This is a genomic window from Roseibium polysiphoniae (assembly GCF_014842925.1).
GTDB classification, from domain to species: Bacteria; Pseudomonadota; Alphaproteobacteria; order Rhizobiales; family Stappiaceae; genus Roseibium; species Roseibium polysiphoniae.
Genome location: NZ_JACYXJ010000003.1, coordinates 571,109 through 589,243, shown reverse-complemented (window position 1 = coordinate 589,243; position 18,135 = coordinate 571,109). Strand labels below are relative to the sequence as shown.

General features: G+C 59.5%; 19 protein-coding genes. 8 read left to right on the top strand and 11 right to left on the bottom strand.

The genetic code is table 11. From position 1 onward, the window contains the following. Positions 1–42 precede the first annotated feature (42 nt). Positions 43–2,709: a pyruvate, phosphate dikinase gene (ppdK, locus tag IG617_RS09685; RefSeq protein WP_192109005.1), complete on the bottom strand. Its 2,667-nt coding sequence runs from the start codon at positions 2,707–2,709 to the stop codon at positions 43–45. A 290-nt stretch (positions 2,710–2,999) separates the two neighbouring features. On the opposite strand from ppdK, the gene IG617_RS09680 reads away from it, so the two are divergent. Together IG617_RS09680 and IG617_RS09675 are read left to right on the top strand one after the other, a co-directional pair. Further along, positions 3,000–4,817, top strand: coding sequence for a tetratricopeptide repeat protein (locus IG617_RS09680; RefSeq protein WP_192109004.1), 1,818 nt, complete (start codon positions 3,000–3,002; stop codon positions 4,815–4,817). Positions 4,818–4,826: 9 nt separating this feature from the next. Then, positions 4,827–5,708, top strand: a complete 882-nt coding sequence (locus IG617_RS09675; protein WP_192109003.1) for a 4-(cytidine 5'-diphospho)-2-C-methyl-D-erythritol kinase — start codon at positions 4,827–4,829, stop codon at positions 5,706–5,708. A gap of 10 nt (positions 5,709–5,718) precedes the next feature. Here the strand turns inward: IG617_RS09675 and IG617_RS09670 are convergent, their stop codons facing one another. After that, positions 5,719–6,735, bottom strand: a complete 1,017-nt coding sequence (locus tag IG617_RS09670) for a polyprenyl synthetase family protein (RefSeq protein WP_420826143.1) — start codon at positions 6,733–6,735, stop codon at positions 5,719–5,721. A gap of 163 nt (positions 6,736–6,898) precedes the next feature. Between IG617_RS09670 and IG617_RS09665 the strand changes: the two genes are divergently transcribed. Both IG617_RS09665 and IG617_RS09660 read left to right on the top strand, forming a co-directional pair. After that, a complete protein-coding gene (locus IG617_RS09665; RefSeq protein WP_192109002.1) occupies positions 6,899–7,141 on the top strand; it encodes a putative signal transducing protein in 243 nt (80 codons plus the stop codon). Further along, the gene (locus IG617_RS09660; protein ID WP_192109001.1) at positions 7,138–7,959 is read left to right on the top strand and encodes a tRNA1(Val) (adenine(37)-N6)-methyltransferase; all 822 of its coding nucleotides are present in this window, start codon (positions 7,138–7,140) and stop codon (positions 7,957–7,959) included. The genes IG617_RS09665 and IG617_RS09660 overlap by 4 nt, the downstream gene beginning before the upstream one ends. An 11-nt stretch (positions 7,960–7,970) precedes the next feature. Here the strand turns inward: IG617_RS09660 and IG617_RS09655 are convergent, their stop codons facing one another. The 3 genes from IG617_RS09655 to IG617_RS09645 all read right to left on the bottom strand — a co-directional run bounded on the left by IG617_RS09655 (position 7,971) and on the right by IG617_RS09645 (position 9,238). Then, positions 7,971–8,243 carry an usg protein gene (locus tag IG617_RS09655; protein WP_153768509.1) on the bottom strand — a complete coding sequence of 91 codons (273 nt, stop codon included), beginning with the start codon at positions 8,241–8,243 and terminating at the stop codon, positions 7,971–7,973. A 126-nt stretch (positions 8,244–8,369) separates the two neighbouring features. Continuing rightward, complete coding sequence (locus IG617_RS09650; protein ID WP_192109000.1) at positions 8,370–8,726, bottom strand: c-type cytochrome; 357 nt, start codon at positions 8,724–8,726, stop codon at positions 8,370–8,372. Between the two features lie 98 nt (positions 8,727–8,824). Further along, complete coding sequence (locus tag IG617_RS09645) at positions 8,825–9,238, bottom strand: rhodanese-like domain-containing protein (protein ID WP_192108999.1); 414 nt, start codon at positions 9,236–9,238, stop codon at positions 8,825–8,827. A 96-nt stretch (positions 9,239–9,334) separates the two neighbouring features. Here IG617_RS09645 and ftrA point away from each other — a divergent pair, with 96 nt between their 5' ends. From ftrA to IG617_RS09630, 3 genes are all read left to right on the top strand, one after another. Next, a complete protein-coding gene (gene ftrA / locus IG617_RS09640) occupies positions 9,335–10,318 on the top strand; it encodes a transcriptional regulator FtrA (protein WP_192108998.1) in 984 nt (327 codons plus the stop codon). Positions 10,319–10,434: 116 nt separating this feature from the next. Beyond that, a complete protein-coding gene (locus tag IG617_RS09635) occupies positions 10,435–11,391 on the top strand; it encodes an AAA family ATPase (protein WP_192108997.1) in 957 nt (318 codons plus the stop codon). Positions 11,392–11,659: 268 nt separating this feature from the next. Next, positions 11,660–12,889 carry a vWA domain-containing protein gene (locus IG617_RS09630; protein WP_192108996.1) on the top strand — a complete coding sequence of 410 codons (1,230 nt, stop codon included), beginning with the start codon at positions 11,660–11,662 and terminating at the stop codon, positions 12,887–12,889. On the opposite strand, the gene IG617_RS09625 is transcribed toward IG617_RS09630, so the two are convergent. The 6 genes from IG617_RS09625 to IG617_RS09600 all read right to left on the bottom strand — a co-directional run bounded on the left by IG617_RS09625 (position 12,886) and on the right by IG617_RS09600 (position 17,239). Continuing rightward, positions 12,886–13,605, bottom strand: coding sequence for an LrgB family protein (locus tag IG617_RS09625; RefSeq protein WP_192108995.1), 720 nt, complete (start codon positions 13,603–13,605; stop codon positions 12,886–12,888). The two genes, IG617_RS09630 and IG617_RS09625, sit on opposite strands and share 4 nt — an antisense overlap. Next, on the bottom strand, positions 13,598–13,966 hold the full coding sequence (locus IG617_RS09620; protein ID WP_192108994.1) for a CidA/LrgA family protein: 369 nt from the start codon (positions 13,964–13,966) through the stop codon (positions 13,598–13,600). Before IG617_RS09620 ends, IG617_RS09625 begins: the two co-directional genes overlap by 8 nt. 196 nt (positions 13,967–14,162) lie before the next feature. Beyond that, entirely contained in the window at positions 14,163–14,786 is a 624-nt protein-coding gene (locus IG617_RS09615) for a YeeE/YedE thiosulfate transporter family protein (RefSeq protein WP_192108993.1), read from the bottom strand. A gap of 12 nt (positions 14,787–14,798) precedes the next feature. Then, the gene (locus tag IG617_RS09610; protein WP_338109960.1) at positions 14,799–15,332 is read right to left on the bottom strand and encodes a YeeE/YedE thiosulfate transporter family protein; all 534 of its coding nucleotides are present in this window, start codon (positions 15,330–15,332) and stop codon (positions 14,799–14,801) included. A 136-nt stretch (positions 15,333–15,468) separates the two neighbouring features. Next, positions 15,469–15,975, bottom strand: a complete 507-nt coding sequence (locus IG617_RS09605) for a L,D-transpeptidase (RefSeq protein ID WP_192108991.1) — start codon at positions 15,973–15,975, stop codon at positions 15,469–15,471. A 148-nt stretch (positions 15,976–16,123) separates the two neighbouring features. After that, positions 16,124–17,239 (bottom strand): branched-chain amino acid ABC transporter substrate-binding protein, encoded by a 1,116-nt coding sequence (locus IG617_RS09600; RefSeq protein WP_192108990.1) that lies wholly within the window; start codon positions 17,237–17,239, stop codon positions 16,124–16,126. Between the two features lie 251 nt (positions 17,240–17,490). On the opposite strand from IG617_RS09600, the gene IG617_RS09595 reads away from it, so the two are divergent. After that, positions 17,491–18,027, top strand: coding sequence for a flavin reductase family protein (locus tag IG617_RS09595; protein ID WP_254170487.1), 537 nt, complete (start codon positions 17,491–17,493; stop codon positions 18,025–18,027). The last annotated feature ends 108 nt before the right edge of the window (positions 18,028–18,135 follow it).

The following is an 18,135-nucleotide window of genomic DNA, read 5'->3' as shown; positions in this document are numbered from 1 at the left end:
CCTCCCCGCGCCCGTCAGTCTCCGGTCACCGGCCAGCAAGACTCACCTCTTGGCGTTCAGTGCGGACTGAGCCGCGGCAAGACGTGCGATGGGAACGCGGAACGGTGAGCAGGACACATAGTCCAGCCCGATGCTCTCGCAGAACTGAATCGAGGCCGGATCACCGCCGTGTTCGCCACAGATGCCGAGCTTGATATCGCTGCGGGTCGAGCGGCCTCGCTCTGCGCCGATCTTGACCAATTCGCCGACGCCGTCCTGATCAAGAGACACGAATGGGTCTTGCTCGATCAATCCCTTGGACTGATAGGTGCCCAGGAAAGACGCCGCATCGTCGCGTGAGATGCCGAAGGTGGTCTGTGTCAGATCATTTGTGCCGAAAGAGAAGAACTCTGCGGACTTGGCGATTTCCGCGCCCTGAAGCGCTGCCCGCGGCAACTCTACCATTGTGCCGATCTGATAGGTCAGTTCGACGCCGGCTTCCTTCTGAACCGCCTCGGCGGTCTTCTCGATGCTGGCGCGCACGAGGTCGAGCTCTCCCTTGAGACCGACCAGTGGCACCATGATTTCCGGAACCACATGATCTCCGGTCACCTTGCCGGCCTCCACCGCGGCTTCAAAAATCGCACGCGCCTGCATTTCTGCGATTTCGGGATAGGAGACCAGAAGGCGGCAGCCTCGATGACCCAGCATCGGATTGAACTCGTGGAGTGACAACGCACGCTCACGCAGCTTGTCCGGGTCTACACCCATCGCCTTGGCCACATCAGCCAGTTCAGAGTCGCTATGGGGCAGGAACTCGTGAAGCGGTGGATCCAGCAGACGAATGGTGACGGGCAAGCCCTTCATGATTTCAAACAGCGTCGTAAAGTCCTGTCGCTGCATCGGCAGGAGTTTGGCCAGTGCTGCGCGGCGTCCATCTTCAGTCTCGGAGAGGATCATTTCGCGCACGGCAACAATACGCTCACCTTCAAAGAACATGTGCTCGGTCCGGCACAGGCCGATACCCTCGGCACCGAACTCGCGTGCAACCTTGGCATCCGCAGGAGTTTCGGCGTTGGTACGAACCTTCATACGGCGAACCTTGTCGGCCCAACCCATCAAGGTCCCGAAATCCCCCGAAAGCGCAGGCTGAAGCATGTCGACCTTGCCGAAGAGCACCTGACCGGTCGCACCATCGACCGTGATCACGTCCCCTTTGTTCAAAACACGGCCACCGGCCGAGATTGTCCCGGTACGATAGTCGATCCGCACCATGCCAGCTCCAGACACACAGGGTTTGCCCATGCCGCGTGCCACGACGGCTGCGTGAGAGGTCATGCCGCCGCGGCTTGTCAAAATGCCCTCGGCCGCATGCATGCCATGAATGTCTTCCGGACTGGTCTCGACGCGAACAAGGATCACCTTGCGCCCCGCAGCCTTGGCTTCTTCCGCTTCATCGGACGTGAAGACAATGGCACCGCAAGCAGCGCCAGGCGAAGCTGGCAGACCGGTTGCGACGATGTCGCGCTTTGCCTTCGGATCGATTGTCGGATGCAGCAACTGATCAAGTGCTGCCGGCTCAACGCGCAGCACCGCCTCCTCTTCGGTGAGAAGGCCTTCTGCAGCCATATCGACCGCAATCTTCAAAGCTGCTTTCGCCGTCCGCTTGCCAGCACGGGTCTGCAGCATCCAGAGCTTGCCCTTTTCGATGGTGAACTCGAGATCCTGCATGTCGCGGTAGTGAGCTTCGAGACGATCGCAGATCGCCTGGAACTCGCTAAAGCATTCCGGCATGAGGTTTTCGAGAGACGGCTTCGTCGAACCGGCCTCAAGACGTGCCTTTTCGGTGATGTCCTGAGGCGTCCGGATCCCGGCGACCACATCCTCACCCTGCGCATTGACCAGGAACTCGCCGTAGAGCGCCTTCTCTCCGGTGGAAGGATTGCGCGTGAAGGCAACACCGGTGGCAGAAGTCTCACCCATGTTTCCGAAGACCATCGCCTGCACGTTGACGGCAGTGCCCCAGGTTGCGGGGATGTCGTGCAAACGGCGGTAGGTTTTCGCCCGAGGCACCATCCACGACGAAAACACCGCGCCGATCGCGCCCCAGAGTTGGACCTGAGGGTCCTGCGGGAACGGCGTTCCAAGTTCTTTTTCAACGAGCGCCTTGAACTTCTCGATGATGCCGACCCAGTCGTCGGCAGTGATCTCGGTGTCGAGCATCAGATCGTTGAGGGATTTGTGTTCTTCGAGGATCTCTTCGAACTCGTGGTGATCAACGCCAAGCACCACGTCGGAGTACATCTGGATGAACCGACGGTAGCTGTCGTAGGCAAAGCGCATGTCGCCCGCCTCTTCGCCGATCGCCTTCACGGTAACGTCGTTGAGACCGAGATTGAGAACCGTGTCCATCATGCCGGGCATCGAAACTCTCGCGCCTGAACGCACAGACAGAAGAAGCGGAGCCTTCTCATCGCCAAAGCGACGCTCGGTGATGCTGCCCACATGCTCCAGCGCGGCTTCTACCTGAGCGCGAAGGTCGTCCGGATAGGAATTGTCGTGATCATAATACCAGGTGCAGACTTCGGTAGTAATCGTAAATCCAGGGGGAACCGGCAGGCCGAGGTTGCTCATTTCCGCAAGGTTTGCACCCTTGCCGCCAAGCAAGTTTCGTTTGTCGGCTGCGCCATCCGCTTTGCCGTCGCCGAAATTAAAGACCCATTTGGTCATCTGGTCGTCTCCACCTGTATAAGTTTGCTGCGCCCAGCCGCTGCACCTGGCCTTGTGCGCCGCACATACCTGCTATGGCAGTCCAAAGGACTCAAGTTATTTTTTAGGCGGAGACCCTAGGGGAAGCCGGGCCAATTTGGCGAAATCGAGGAACGACAGCAATCAAATGGATTTAAATGAGCCAACAGATCTTTGATCCTCTTTCACTTGCCGCACGGCCTTAAAGACGCCATTGTCGAACGCAAACAATAACCGCGTCGTCATAGAGCGACGGACGGATGCGAGGTGCCATGAACAATCTGACCAGCGCAAGCAACAAGGCCGCCCTGAGGGCAAAGCCGGCCCAGTCCCGGTTGAAGCGCCTTGCGCTGACGACAGCCGTTGCGCTTTTCGCCGTGCAACTTCCGCTTTCATTGAGCGCCCAGGCTGACACCAACGGCGACGAAACGCCGCATTATGGCACACCGCTGGATCTGCCGATCACGCTCTCCGGCAGCTATCTGGCAGGCCGGCTCGCAGGCCTTGAGAACGACTTCTCCTTCGCCGCCGCGTTTTTCCAGGAAACACTGGTCGCTGATCCCGACAATGAAATGCTTCTGGAACGGACCTTTATCCTGAAACTCGCCAATGGCGACATCATTGAAGCGGTCAATTATGCCACCGAGCTTGAAAGGCTCGGCGTTCAGAACTTTCTCGCCAGGCTCGCCCGCGGCGCAGACGCTGTATCGCGCGCCAAATATGGCGAAGCAATCACACTTCTCGCCCCAACCGGTGCAGGACCTCTTGCACAGCTTTCCATGGACATCTCAAGAGCCTGGGCACTCCAGGGCGCTGGGCAAACCGACGATGCGCTCAAGGTCATTGATGAGCTGAAGGGCCCCGAATGGTTCGAGGTCTTCAAGGCCACGCATCAGGCTCTGATTTCATATGCCGCCGGGCGAAACGAGCAGGCACTCGAGCAGATTGAGGAAGCCTACAAGCAGGATCGCGGCGCAATCCGGGTGATTGACGCCTATGCACGCATTCTCGCGGACAATGACCGCAAGGACGATGCACTTGAGATCCTTGCCGAATACGACCGCCTCCTGCGCGGTCATCCCCTGCTTGACCATACAAAAGCCGAGATCGAGGCCGGGAATCCGCTGGAGCCGCTTGTCGCGACACCAGCCGCCGGCATGTCGGAAATCCTCTATGGCCTCGGATCCGCAATTGGACGCGATGGCGCGGAGGAACTCTCTACGGCCTATCTGCAGATGGCCTTGCATCTTGATCCCAATGCCGAATTTGCAGCCGTCGCCCTTGGCGGCCTTTTCGAGCGCATGGGCCAGCCGGAACGTGCGATCGCCGTCTTGAAGCAAGTGCCGATTGACTCGCCTCTCAAGCGTGACGCGGAAATTCAGATTGGCTTGAACTACAACGCTCTTGAGCAGATTGACGAGGCCCGAGACCATCTCGGCGCGCTCATCGCAGCCGACCCTTCCGAACTTGAAGCCATCATTTCGCTTGGCAACGTTCTGCGCACGCACAAGATGTTCGCGGAGGCCGAGGAGATTTACACGAAGGGCCTCGCGACGATCCCGGAGGTTGGTCAGGAGCATTGGCTGCTGTTTTATTTCCGAGGCATCTGCCGTGAACGTCTCGACAAATGGGAAAGTGCGGAAGCCGACTTCCGCAAGGCGCTCGAACTGTCCGAAGATCAGCCCCTGGTGTTGAACTATCTGGGATATTCTCTGGTCGATCAGGGCCTGAAGCTCGACGAAGCTCTCGACATGATCAAGAAGGCCGTCGAGCTGCGTCCGACCGATGGCTATATCGTCGACAGCCTTGGCTGGGTTTTCTATCGCCTCGGCCGGTATGAAGACGCAGTGGTTCAGCTGGAGCGCGCGATCGAACTCCGCCCGTCGGACCCTGTCATCAATGACCATCTCGGTGACGCCTACTGGAAGGTCGGCCGTCGCAACGAGGCCCGTTTCCAGTGGAACCACGCACGCGATCTGGACCCTGAGGAAGACGAGCTGCCGAAGATCCTCGAGAAGATCGCGAACGGCCTTTCCGACACGCCGGCAACCGATGAAGCCAAGGCGTCAGAGACCAAGAACGGCGGCTGATCCGAGACGATGAGCGACCTTTCCATGTCAGGCAGCGCGGGCGAGTTCGCCCGCGCGAAGGTCAATCTCGCGCTTCACATCACCGGCCGGCGAGACGACGGCTATCATCTGCTGGATTCCCTCGTGGTCTTTCCCGCCATCGGCGACAGACTTCACGCTGAAGCCGCGGATGGTCTCAGTCTGACAATCACCGGTCCTTTCGCCGTCGGTCTCGCTCCAAACAGCGACAATCTTGTTCTCAAGGCCATACGCAGTCTGGCCACCGCGTGCGGCCAACCTGAACCCCGACTGGCCCTGACGCTCGAAAAGAACCTGCCTGTTGCATCAGGTATTGGCGGTGGCTCGGCTGACGCAGCAGCCGTCTTGCGGCTTGCGAGAAACATCGCGGGAATGACACTGCCCACGCTGGAGCTTGAAAGGCTTGCCCTTCAGCTGGGCGCAGATGTCCCGGTCTGCCTCGACCAGTGCGCAGTTCGGTTGAAAGGGATCGGCGAGAGCCTGTCTCATCTGCCCAGGCTGCCCGACTTCGGCATTGTCCTTGTAAATCCGCGTGTCGCGGTCTCCACGCCTGCCATTTTTAAGGGCCTGGAAAATCGCAACAACTCCTGCCTTCCTGAAATTCCCGCGGGCTTTGAGACACTGACATCATTGATCAGCTATCTGGAAGACACTCGGAACGACATGCAGGCGACAGCCGAGCGTCTTTGCCCCGTGATAAGCCAGGTGCTCGCGGCCTTGTCAGCCGAACCTCAAACACTCTTGAGCCGAATGTCCGGCTCCGGTGCCACCTGCTTCGCCCTGTGCCGGAGCGGCGACGAGGATGGTCTGGCGGCGCGGATACAAAAAAGCCACCCGGCTTGGTGGGTGGCTTCTTCGAACTCTGTGACCTGAAAGCTGGTTGTCAGCTGACCCGCGAAATACAGAAGGCAACCGCCTCTGCCAGGGCGTCGGCATGCGCGCCCTGAGGCAGCTTGTCCAGCGCCTTCAAGGCGCCATCGCCATAGTCTTTTGCGCGCTGGACCGTGTCTGAAATCGCATCATATTTGCGCAGCAGCTCAATCGCATGCTCCAGATCACCGTCCTCAATGCCGTCGCTTTCCAGGCAACGGCGCCAGAACACACGGTCTTCGTCTGAACCACGCGCGACCGCAAAAACGATCGGCAGCGTGATCTTGCCTTCGCGGAAATCATCACCAATGTCTTTGCCAAGGTCGGCACTCGACCCGCCATAGTCCAACGCGTCATCGACCAGCTGGAAGGCCAGACCGAGCTCCATGCCGTAGCTGCGCGCCGCGGCTTTCATCTCGGCGCCCTCACCTGCGATCACCGGCCCAACTTCGGCAGCGGCCGCAAACAGCGCAGCTGTCTTGGCTTCGATGACACGCAGGTAGTCGGCTTCGGTGGTCGTGATGTTCTTGGCAGCGCCGAGCTGCAGAACTTCGCCTTCTGCAATGATGGCAGAAGCCTCTGAAAGAATGCGAAGCGCCTCAAGCGAGCCCACATCGACCATCATCTTGAAGGCTTGCCCGAGCAGATAATCGCCAACCAGAACGCTGGCCTGATTGCCCCAGACCTTGCGCGCAGCGAGTTTCCCCCGCCGCATATCGCTTTCATCGACCACATCGTCATGCAGGAGCGTCGCGGTGTGCATGAACTCCACGCTGGCAGCAAGCGTGACATGACCGTCGCCGCGATAGCCAAACATGTCGGCACAGGCGAGAGTCAGCATCGGGCGCAACCGCTTGCCGCCTGACGAAATCAGATGCTTGGCAATCTCCGGGATCAGATCGACATTCGACCCGGCCTTCGACAAGATGATCTGGTTGACTTGTTCCATATCGCCGGAGACCAAATCGACCAGCGACTGGACTGAGGGCTGAAGGGTCTTGTTCTCGGACAAGGATGCGACCACGGCCACCAAAGGCACTCCTGTGTTTAGTTGAGCGGACAATATGGCGCGAATGCACTTCCGGCAAGGGAGCAATCAGTTGACAAACTGTTGAAATGCTTTCAGGAGCGCATTTTATTAGGTCTGCTTGTATGAAATATCCGGTCAGCCCCTGAAGAGAGCGCGAGCGTCAATGGAAGAACTGGTAAGAACCAACGATCCTGTGCTGATTTCCTTTCTGGAATCACTGCTCGACGAGGCTGGCATCAAGCATTTTGTCGCAGACGGCAACATGAGTGTCCTGGAGGGCTCTTTGGGAATGCTGCCCCGGCGCGTGCTGGTCGATTCCGATCAGATGGCCATGGCACGCCGTCTCATCGTCGACGCAGGACTCGAGAATGAGCTGCGGCCGGAAAACAATGCTTCGTCCCGATGACTGACACACCGGCCGAGCCCGACTTCGATAGCCCCCAAGCATTGGATACGACGCACGACGCGTTCCTGGGCGGGCAAGTGCATGTCTTCCAACCGCGCAAGGGCCGGCACAGGGCTGGTCTCGATGCAGTCTACCTGGCCGCCGCCTTGCCGGACGGCACAAAGGGGCATGTGGTGGATCTGGGCTCCGGCGTCGGAACCGCTGGCCTGTGCGCTGCTGCGAGACTGCCGAACGTCAATGTCACCCTGGTCGATCTGGATCCCGTTGTGCTTGCCCTCGCCCGTCGAAACATCGATGAGCCGTCAAACAAGGCATTCGCAGATCGGGTCAAGGTGATGGAGGCCGATGTCACTGCCAAGGGCAAGATACGCCATGAAAACGGGCTGCCGCCCGACATGGCTGACCATGTGATCATCAACCCGCCCTACTACGAGGCCGATCGTTTTCGCGCATCACCCGATGAAGCCCGCGCCGACGCCCATATGCTGGACGAGCGCGGGGTCGAGCCATGGATCCGCACAGCAGCCGATGTTCTGAAAGTCGGTGGCAGCCTGACCATAGTCTTTCGCGCAGACGGTCTGCCTGAGCTTCTGGACGTGGTTCAAAGCCGTTTTGGCGCGATCGACATTGTTCCGCTGCATCCGCGGCAGGATCTCCCCGCCACGCGCATTCTCCTGCGCGGAGTACGTGGCAGCAAGGCACCGCTTCAGCTGCTGCCAGGATTTGTGATCCACGAGGGAAACGGGACAAATTTCACCGACCAGGCCAGCACGGTCATGCGCGACGGCGCCGGCCTGGGCCTCCCCAGCCGCAGATAACCACGACCGCTTTAATGGACGCAGATCTCGCCCTTGGCATATCGATAGTCGACGGGCTCAAGAAGGTCCTGATGCGCGACCCGAACCGTGTGGATCCGTGCTTCGATTTCCTTTTCCCAGAACGCCAGAAACTTGTTCAGCTCCGGGAAATGCGGCGCAAGGTCCTCGGTCTGCCAAAGGAAACTCTGCAGGAATTTCGGATGATCGGGAATCCTGTAGAGGATTTCTGCCGTCATCAGGCCATATCCGAGGATGCGTTTTTGAAAATCGGAACCAACCAACATGTTCGCCTCGCTTTCTCTTTGACAAGAAAAGGATCGCGCTCGACTGGTTAACAAATTCTAAACGCCAATATATTCCACGTTTCAGAACAATATGTTAGCAGCATTTCCGAATGAGTGCTACCAACATCACCTGGCTTGCAGAGACGTCAGATACCCCAGGAAGTCATCGATATCATCAGGCGCAAAGGCGAATTCCGGCATGCCCTCATGCCCCGTCACGATGCCCTCGGCGAGGCTCTCTTCAAGGCTAGACACGGGATAACGTTGACCAAGCTCACGGAACGCAGGCGCGCCAGGCTGGGCACTGGCATCTTCCGGGCCAACTGCATGACAGGCCGCGCAGTGGATTTCCGCCAACTCCTGCCCACTGGCAACGCTCATCGGATCACTTGGATAATTTCCCGCTGCGTGGGCAGGTTGAAATGCCCCAAAGAACAAACTGCCCGCCACAGCGCAAAGCGCTGAGCTCCAAATGCGTTTCATGTGCCACGTCCCCTCTCCACTGGTCTCCAAAGTGTTTTAGAAGACCGAGGCACATGAAACCATACGGACCAATACGGCCAAGCAGATAGAAACTCCGCCTAGAGATGGCCGGGCTGATCGCCACTTGCGAATGGAAAACCCTCGTCTTCCCAACCTGTAATGCCGCCGATCATCAGTTTAACGGGTCGGCCCAGACCAGAAAGTTTGAAAGCTGCCTTGTCCGCGCCGTTGCAATGAGGACCGGCACAATAGACGACAAACAGGGTCCCTTTCGGCCAGTCTGCCATACGCTCTTCGGTGATTTCACGATGAGGCAGGTGGATGGCACCTGGGATATGCCGCTTGGCATAGGCCTCAGGCGTACCAACCACATGAAGCAACACGAAATCCGGCTGCCCATCCCTCAACACCGTGGCCACGTCATCGCAATCGGTTTCAAAGGCCAGCTTGCCACCGAAATGGCGGTTGGCGTCACTTGAGGCTGCTGCTGGAAAGTCACTCACAAGGCTCATCGTTTGGTTCCTGAAATCGAAATGGCTGACTGCGCTGACCCTAGTTCCACAAATTCTCTTTGACGCCTGGCTGCATTGCCACCTATCGTAAAAATCATGACAAACTCGAATTCCCCACCTTCCTCACTTGTGGTTGCCCTCGCCTACGACGGTCTGTGCATGTTCGAGTTCGGACTGGCGGTCGAGGTCTTTGGCCTGCCCCGCCCGGAAATGGGACCCGACTGGTATCGTTTTGCGATCGCTTCCGTAGATCAGAAAGAGATCCGCTCCACAGCGGGATTGAGACTTGAGGTCGATGGCGGGCTCGAACTGCTGCAGCAAGCCGGAACCATCATTGTGCCTGGCTGGCGCGGCGCGGATGAACCGGTGCCAGAAGAGCTGACTGACGCATTGCGCGCGGCCCATGCCCGGGGCGCGAGGCTTCTGTCAATCTGCTCCGGCGTGTTCGTCCTTGCAGCAACCGGATTGCTGCGGGACGCCAGAGTGACGACCCACTGGCGCTACACCGACAAACTCGCCGCCCGCTATCCCGAACTGACCATCGAGCCGGATGTGCTTTACGTGGACAACGGCCAGATTCTGACATCGGCCGGAAGCGCCGCAGGCATTGATCTCTGCCTTCATCTCGTGCGCCGGGACAAGGGGCCGGAAGCAGCCAATTCCGTCGCCCGACGCCTTGTGGTTCCGGCACACAGAGACGGCGGCCAGGCACAATTCATGGCAACACCGGTCCCCTCAGCCCACGAAGGTTCCCGCCTCAGCCCTCTGTTTGATCATATGCGGCAACATCTCGACCGGGCAGTTCCCTTGCGCGAGCTGGCCCAGCTTGCGGGCATGAGCGAACGCACGCTGCTGAGACGCTTCGAGGGCGCGACGGGAACAACACCAGCTCGATGGCTTCAAGCCGAACGGCTTACACAGGCTCGCCGTCTTCTGGAAGAAAGCACCAGGTCGGTCGACCGCATTGCCGAGATCTGCGGTTACGGTTCAGCCACCAACCTGCGGCATCACTTCCGCCGTGAGCTCGGCACCACACCCACGGCGTATCGCGGAAATTTTGCGATCCTGCCCCAGGATTGAGACAATTGCGCCGACCCAAATCGGTTCCTGCCCCATCCGCCGTGTCGCAATTGTCAAAGACCCTATATGCTTCTCGAAGAGAGCCAATCGTCCAGTAGCCAGAACGAGCCGACCCTATGACCGAGACCACCTTGCCCGCTTCGATGCCCGCATCCATTGCCGAAACATTGGATCTCCTGCAAAGCGCTGGATATGTGGCTGACCGCTCGCTGGCGACCGTCCTGCATCTGGCCCTGCGCATGAAACGCCCGCTTTTTCTCGAAGGAGAGGCAGGCGTCGGAAAAACAGAAATCGCCAAGGTTCTGTCAAAAACCCTCGGCCGGGATCTGATCCGCCTGCAATGCTATGAAGGGCTCGACATCGCTTCTGCAGTTTACGAGTGGAACTATCCGGCCCAAATGGTCGAGATCCGCGTTTCGGAGGCAGCCGGGGACACAGACCATTCGGACCTGTCCAAATCCATTTTCGACGAACGGTTCCTGATCAAGCGCCCGGTTCTGCAGGCGCTGGAACCCTCCCTTTCCGGCCCGCCGGTCTTTTTGATCGACGAGCTGGACCGGGCAGACGAAGCCTTCGAGGCCTTTCTTCTGGAAGTCCTTTCCGACAATCAGGTCACGATCCCCGAGCTCGGCACAGTGAAAGCCGATGAGCCTCCGATTGTCATCATCACCACCAACCGCACACGTGAGATCCACGACGCCCTCAAACGCCGCTGCCTCTATCATTGGGTCGACTACCCAGATGCGGAACGGGAGCTCGAGATTGTCCGTTCCAAGGTGCCTGGCGCAGCCGCACGGCTGAGCGCAGAAATCGTCACCTTCGTGCAAACGCTGCGCGCCGAGGAAGACCTCTTCAAGCAGCCAGGCGTTGCCGAAACACTCGACTGGGCCACGGCCCTCAGCGAACTCAACGAGATTGCCCTCGATCCGGACATGGCCTCCGATACCCTCGGGGTTCTGCTCAAATACCAGGACGACATCGAGCGTGTCCGCGGCTCCAAGGTGCGCCAGATGATCGATGACATCCGCAAGGATGCTCCCATTGCGGCGGCCGCTGCCATGCCGAACGTGTGAGTGGGTCGATGGTAGCGGACACCAGACTGGTTCAGGAGCTCCCCCCCCTCTGTCCGCATTCGCGGACATCTCCCCCTCCAGGGGGGAGAATAGGTATCCATGTATCCTCCAACAAAATCCGGGACTACACACCAATTGTTGCGCGTCGGCTCGCTGGTTTCACAGCTTGCGCTCCTCTCCCCCCTGGAGGGGGAGATGTCTCCGCAGGAGACAGAGGGGGGAGAAACCTAAGCGAACAGGCGCTATCCGCGCATGCGGAGCACGGCTCATGACCGCCGCCGAACAGCTCGCCACGTCCCATGGCAAGATCGTCGACAACATCGTTCATTTTGCCCGCACGCTGCGCAAGGCCGGGATGCCCGCAGGCCCTTCTTCGGTGGTCGATGCGGTACAAGCAGTGGAAGTTGCCGGCATCACCAACCGGGAGGACCTCTACTGGACCCTCCATGCGGTCTTTGTGCGCAAGCGCGAGCACCGGGTTCTCTTCGACGAAGCTTTCCGGATTTATTGGCAAAGCCGCGGCCTGATCGAGAAGATGCTGGCCATTCTGTCTCCGGTCGCCCCGCCACGGTCCAATCCGGAAAAGCCCAAGGCCGGACAGACACGGGTCTCCCAGGCGTTTCAATCCGCCAAGGACCGCGCAAGCGACCAGACGCGGCCGGAGGTGGAGGTAGACGCCAAATTCACGGTGTCCGGCAAGGAGCTGCTTCAGGCCAAGGACTTCGCCCAGATGACCGTAAAAGAGCTGGAGACAGCCAAACAGGCGCTGCGTTCTCTCAGCCTGACCATGGACACAGTGCGTCAGCGCCGCCTGAAGCCCTCCCTGCGCGGGCGGATCGATCCACGCCGCACGCTCAAGGCGTCCATGCGCGCAGGCGGCGACATCATTGACCTCAAGTTTCGCAAACAGCAGGAGAAGCGCCCGCCGCTCATTGCGCTTTGCGACATTTCCGGCTCCATGAGCCAGTATTCCCGCCTTCTGCTGCATTTCCTCCATGGCATCAAGGAACAGCGGCGCGATGTGCACACCTTCCTGTTCGGCACCCGCTTGACCAATGTCACGCGGCAATTGCGGATGAAGGATCCGGATGAGGCGCTGGAGGCCTGCGGCGCCGGCGTCGAGGACTGGTCCGGCGGCACGCGCATCGCCACAGCCCTGCACGAGTTCAACCGTGTCTGGTCCCGCCGTGTCCTGTCGGGAGGTCCGACCGTTCTCCTGATCACCGACGGTCTGGAGCGGGACACGGACGAAGATCTTGAGCGGGAAATGGACAGGCTACACCGGTCCTGCCGCAGGCTGATCTGGCTGAACCCGCTGCTGCGGTTTGACGGTTTCCAGGCCAAGGCCAAGGGCATCCGGGCCATGCTGCCCCATGTCGACGAGTTCCGCGCCGCACATTCCCTGAACGCGGTCGAGGATCTGGTGAAGGTCCTGTCGAAGGACGGCGCCACCTCTTCGCTCAGCGATCCCAAGCGGTGGCTGAAGCCGGCTGGTTAAAACACCCACTTCCACATCAATGGCAGAAGAATCGCGGTCGCCAGGGCATTGAGGCCCATGGCGAGGCCAGCGAAAGCACCTGCCACTTCACTCACCTGAAAGGCTCGCGCAGTGCCGATGCCGTGGGAGGCGGTTCCGATGGCAAGGCCCCGCGCAGCCATGTCCTTCACGCCCATGACGTTGAGAAGAAGCGGTCCGAGCGCTGCGCCGATGATCCCGGTGAGGATCACCAGCACTGCTGTCAGGGACGGAAGCCCGCCCAGCTGCTCGGCAATGCCCATGGCAACGGGTGCAGTCACGGACTTTGGCGCCAGCGAGATCAGGATCTCCTGGCTGCTGCCAAAGCCCCAGGCGATACTGACGGCAGTCGCAGTCGCGGTCAGGGATCCCGCCAGCAGACTGACTGATATGGCCAGTGCAGACTTTCTGACCCGCTCGATCTGCCGGTAAAGCGGCAGGGCGAGAGCCACCGTCGCCGGGCCAAGCAGGAAATGTACAAATTGAGCGCCTTCGAAATAAGTCGCGTAGTCCGTCCCGGTCACAAGCAGGGTCGCCACCAGAACCACGACCGCAATCAAAACTGGATTAAGCAGAGGGTTTTTTCCGCCTTTTTGATAGACCCAGTTGCCGAGCTGGTAAGCGGCAAGCGTCAGAGTCAGGGCCAGCAAAGGGCTGGCGGAGAGATAAACCCAGATTTCGCTGAAGCCCTTATCCATCCGTGGATCTGCCCGTATCAGCGTCCTCGGCGCGGCTCATCGCTCGCATGACAAGGGCCGTCACCGCGATCGTCGCCAGTGTGCTGCCGACCAGCGCGAGGGTGATTGCCAGCGCCTGCTCCCCGATCAGTGCAATATGCAGCATGACGCCGACACCAGCTGGCACAAACAGGAGCGAGAGATTGGAGAGGAACGTGTACCCAACCTCGGCCAGATCTTCGGGAATTCCCCGCTTGATCATCAGTCCGGCGAAGAGCAGCACCATGCCGATCACCGGTCCAGGCACCGGCAACTCGAGTGCGACTTTGAGAAGCTCGCCGACCAGCTGACAGGCGAAGATCAAAGTCAGGTAAAAAATCATGGAGGCCACCCCGAATCCGCTGCCCTTGTTGCAGCAAGAGTGCTGCCGGTACAGAAAGAACGCAAGCTGGCCGCGATGATACCGCCTTTGTATTTGGGCTAAAAAGATGGCCCGCTTCTGCAGGGCTTGGGGCTGCCATTGCAAAAGCGGGCCTTCAAACCGGGCGGGCCCGGTGTTCCAAAATGTCGATCAGCGCCTATTCGGCAGGCTGGCCGTGCACCTGATGACCCAGCCGATCATCGTCCGCTCCCTCCATGGGAACGTCGCATCTGCCGTTTTCGATCGCACTTGGCGATAGTCTCTCCAGCACAACCATCAGGGCAATGAGACCAGCTGCCGCAAGCAGGGCCAGCGCCCAGAATGGCAGCGGGTTCAGATCCGCAAAGGTGATCTTGCCGGCGTCGCCGAAATCGAGAACCGACTTGAACCAGTTGATGTTGTAGCCATAGACCATCGCGCCCAGGATGCCACCGGCCACGATGGCCCAGGCATCCTTGTAGCCTGCCCCGATCTGGGCCAGCGCGGTGCCCGGGCAGGCGCCCGCCAAGGCAATCCCGATCCCCAGGATCAGGCCTCCGATGATGACCGGTCCCCAAGCGGCCGCCTTCGGATGCAGCGGCACATCAAAGACACCGTTCAAGACTGCCAGAACAACAAGACCTGTGGCGGTCGCTGCCAGAAACATTTTCAGCATGATGAAATTGCGGAACTGGAACTGGCCAACGAGCACACCTGGCTCCATGACGCGGCTCTTTTCCAGGGCGACACCAAACACCAGCCCCATGACCAGGCCGAGGACAATCATGAAAAACAAGGACATATCGGATCCTCCTCAGATCTTCTTGTAAGCAAGCGACATGAGAATGCCGCCAGCGAACATGGTGGCAACGGCAACGGTCGAGCCGACCGCAAGCTGAGCCATGCCGGAAATTCCATGGCCGGACGTACAGCCGCCTGCAATCCGGGCGCCGATCAGCAGGACGAACCCGCCTGCAAACCCCATCACCATGCGCGCTGCCAGGGACCGAATACCGGTCATTTTCGTCCAGCTCGGAGCATAATTGGCCCGTTCCGTCCCGGAGGCTTTGGCCGAGAGGAAAGCGCCCAGCGCAATCCCGATGACAAGTGCGGACTGCCAATAGTATTTCGAGCTGGTCATGTATTTCGCGAAATAGTCGATCTGCGCTGCCGCCGGATCGAAGAGACCCGCGACCCAGGCAGCAGCCGTCACAAAGGACGAGGATGCGCCCAGCGCGGTGTCGACCAGAAGAAAGGCCGGGATTTGCAAGAGGCCAATCACGACACCAGCCGCGTATGGCGACCAGGATTTCTTGGTTAGGATGTCCATTTTGCCCTCCTTGAACACTTCAGGATATGCATATGGACTTATATATTCATCTTTACGAATATATAATCAGGAAGAACACGGATACCTGCACAAAATCGCAGATTTCAGGGCGCTCAGGCCTGAATGAAGGACTAAAATCTGGCGCTTTTTATCGTCAATCGACGGCGATGACCGGCGTACGAACGCCCACCCTCTGGAACAGGTCGGCAATGTCGCTGTTGGCCATGCGGATGCAGCCGTAAGAGACGGCCCGGCCGATGGACCCCGGCCGGTTGGTCCCATGGATTGCGTAATTGCCATTTGAAAGCGTCATCGCGGCAACGCCCATGGGATTGTTCGGCGCACCGCCCTTGATCAGCCTCGGCAGGTTCGGATGGTCCCGGCGCACTTCCGCAGACGGAGACCAGTCCGGCCGCACGTATTTTGCTGTGATGTGGGCAGAGCCTGTCCAGGACTTCTGCCGCTTTCCAACGGCCACCTTGTAACGGATCGCCTGCCCCCGCCCAAGAACCAGATAGAGTTTCCGCTCGGAGTTTCGGATCACGATGGTTCCCGGACGATAGCCACGCTCATGAAAGCCCACGAGCTCCGCTGCATGTGAAGCACCGGAAAAAAGGCCGAGAACGGCAGCCATGACGCAAAGAGCAAGACCGGAACGCATAACAGATCAACCGTTTTAACGGGAACAGGATCTGCCCAAACTAGGTCACCAACGACGCCTGTGAAATGCTCAGGCGAGGAAACCTCTTGTTAACCTTAAGCCTGCGGCGCCGCTTAGCAGGCCTTCCTTCCAAGATCAGCCGAAGATCTCACCTAGGGTCATATTTGCCATCGCGCCATTCGTACCAGACAAAGCCCGGCAGAGTGGAGTCACCCTTCTCATCAAAGGAAACCTCGCCCAAAACCATCGAGAAAGCGCCCGTATCAAGCGCATCGACCAGCGCGGCATGGTCACCAGTCCCAACCTCGCGCGCAGCCTGAGCGAACGCCTGAACAGCGGCGTATGTGAACAGCGTGTAGCCATCTGCGGGTTTATCTGCAGCCTCAAGGGCCTCTATCACAGGCTTGGCTTGCGCATTGTCGTGGGGATCAAGCGCAAGCGTCATCAGCGTGCCGGCCCCGGCTTCGCCTGCAATTGACCAGAATTCCTCGGTCGCGACCGCATCCCCGGTGATCAGCACTGCGCTAAGGCCCTGCTCGGTCATCTGGCGTTTTATGTGCCCGGCCTCATTGTGATAGCCACCCAGATAGACGGCCTCGACGCCTTCTGAGTTCAGCCGCGACACCAGACCACTGTAGTCTTTCGCGCCAGCGTCGAAAGCCTCGTAGAGCGTCTCGGTCTTGCCCGCATCATTCATCACCGCTTTGGCCGCATCAGCCAGACCTTTGCCGTAGGCGGTCTTGTCGTGGAGAATCGCGACGTCCTGGCCTTCAAAGGCTTCTGCCAGATAGGCCCCGGCGATCTCGGCCTGCTGATCATCCCGACGGCCGATCCGGTAAATGCCCGGCCCCGGCCGCTCGTCGGTGAACGTCGGATCGGTGGTCGCTGGCGAAATCTGAACAATGCCGGCTTCCGCATAGACGGTGCTGGCAGCAATTGATGAGCCCGCACAAAAATGCCCGGCCACGAAGACCACGCCCTTGCCGACCATCTGATTTGCAATCGCGACGGCTTGCTCGGGCTTGCAGCTGTCATCACCCACCTCGAGAACCAGCATCTCGCCATTGATCCCGCCGGCAGCATTAATATCGGCAATCGCCTGCTCGGCCCCGGAGCGCAGTTGCGCCCCAAAGGTCGCATATTGGCCACTCATCGGCCCGGCTGCTCCGATCACAATGTCAGCCAAGGACGGACCAGTCGCAGCTCCAAAGACCGCCGCTGCCGCGAGAGTTCTTGCACCAAGGCGAAGAGAGGTCCTGATCATTCAACTGTCCCGACTGTGAGCACGTGCATTCTGGCGCCACCCTATCGGTCTTTCCAGCTCGGCTGCAAGCACGCCTTGGCTTTCGGCGAGCGGTCCCTTGTTACCTGCTTGGCCCTGGAACACATGACATTTCCAACAAGAGTTCCTTAAGCGCGGTTTGTTAGGCTTGAACAGGTCGCCACGCTGAAAACCTCGCCTATATGAGGGTGGATGCAAGGCGGAATGGCCGGTGAACACAAGGATCGGAACCTTTGAACAGCAATCGCGCCGACACTTCGGCTGGCGAGCAGACGGAAGCCCATCCGCTCGATCAGGCCACGTTTCGCGAAGCCATGAGCCGGATCGCGGCCGCTGTTCATGTGGTGACCACAGATGGTCCAGCTGGACGCATGGGCGCGACCGTCTCTGCGGTTTGTTCTGTTTCCGACGACCCTGCAAGCGTTCTAGTCTGCGTCAACCGGTCCAGCCGCGTCCACGCTGCAATCCTTGAAAACAAGGTCTTTTGCATCAACACGCTCGCCACCGCCCATGAGGACATCTCCGATGTGTTTGCCGGCCGCGGCAACCTGGGCATGGACGAACGGTTTCAACGTACAGCCTGGACGCCGCTTGCGACCGGCTGTCCAGCACTCGAAGATGCCCTGCTCAGCGTCGACTGCGACGTCCACTCCATCACCGAAATGGGCAGCCATTCAGTCATCATCGGGACCGTGGCGGATCTGCGCATGAACGAGCCCGGAGGCTCTCTCCTTTACGTTCGCCGCGGCTATCACGCCCTTCACGGATAACCGAAGCCGCGCAATTTCTTCCAAGCGCCTCGACCCGCACCGACAATTCGGTCTAGGCTTGGGCGAAGCGCGCCAGACGGTTTTGCGCAAAAGGTCCAAGCGGGTACG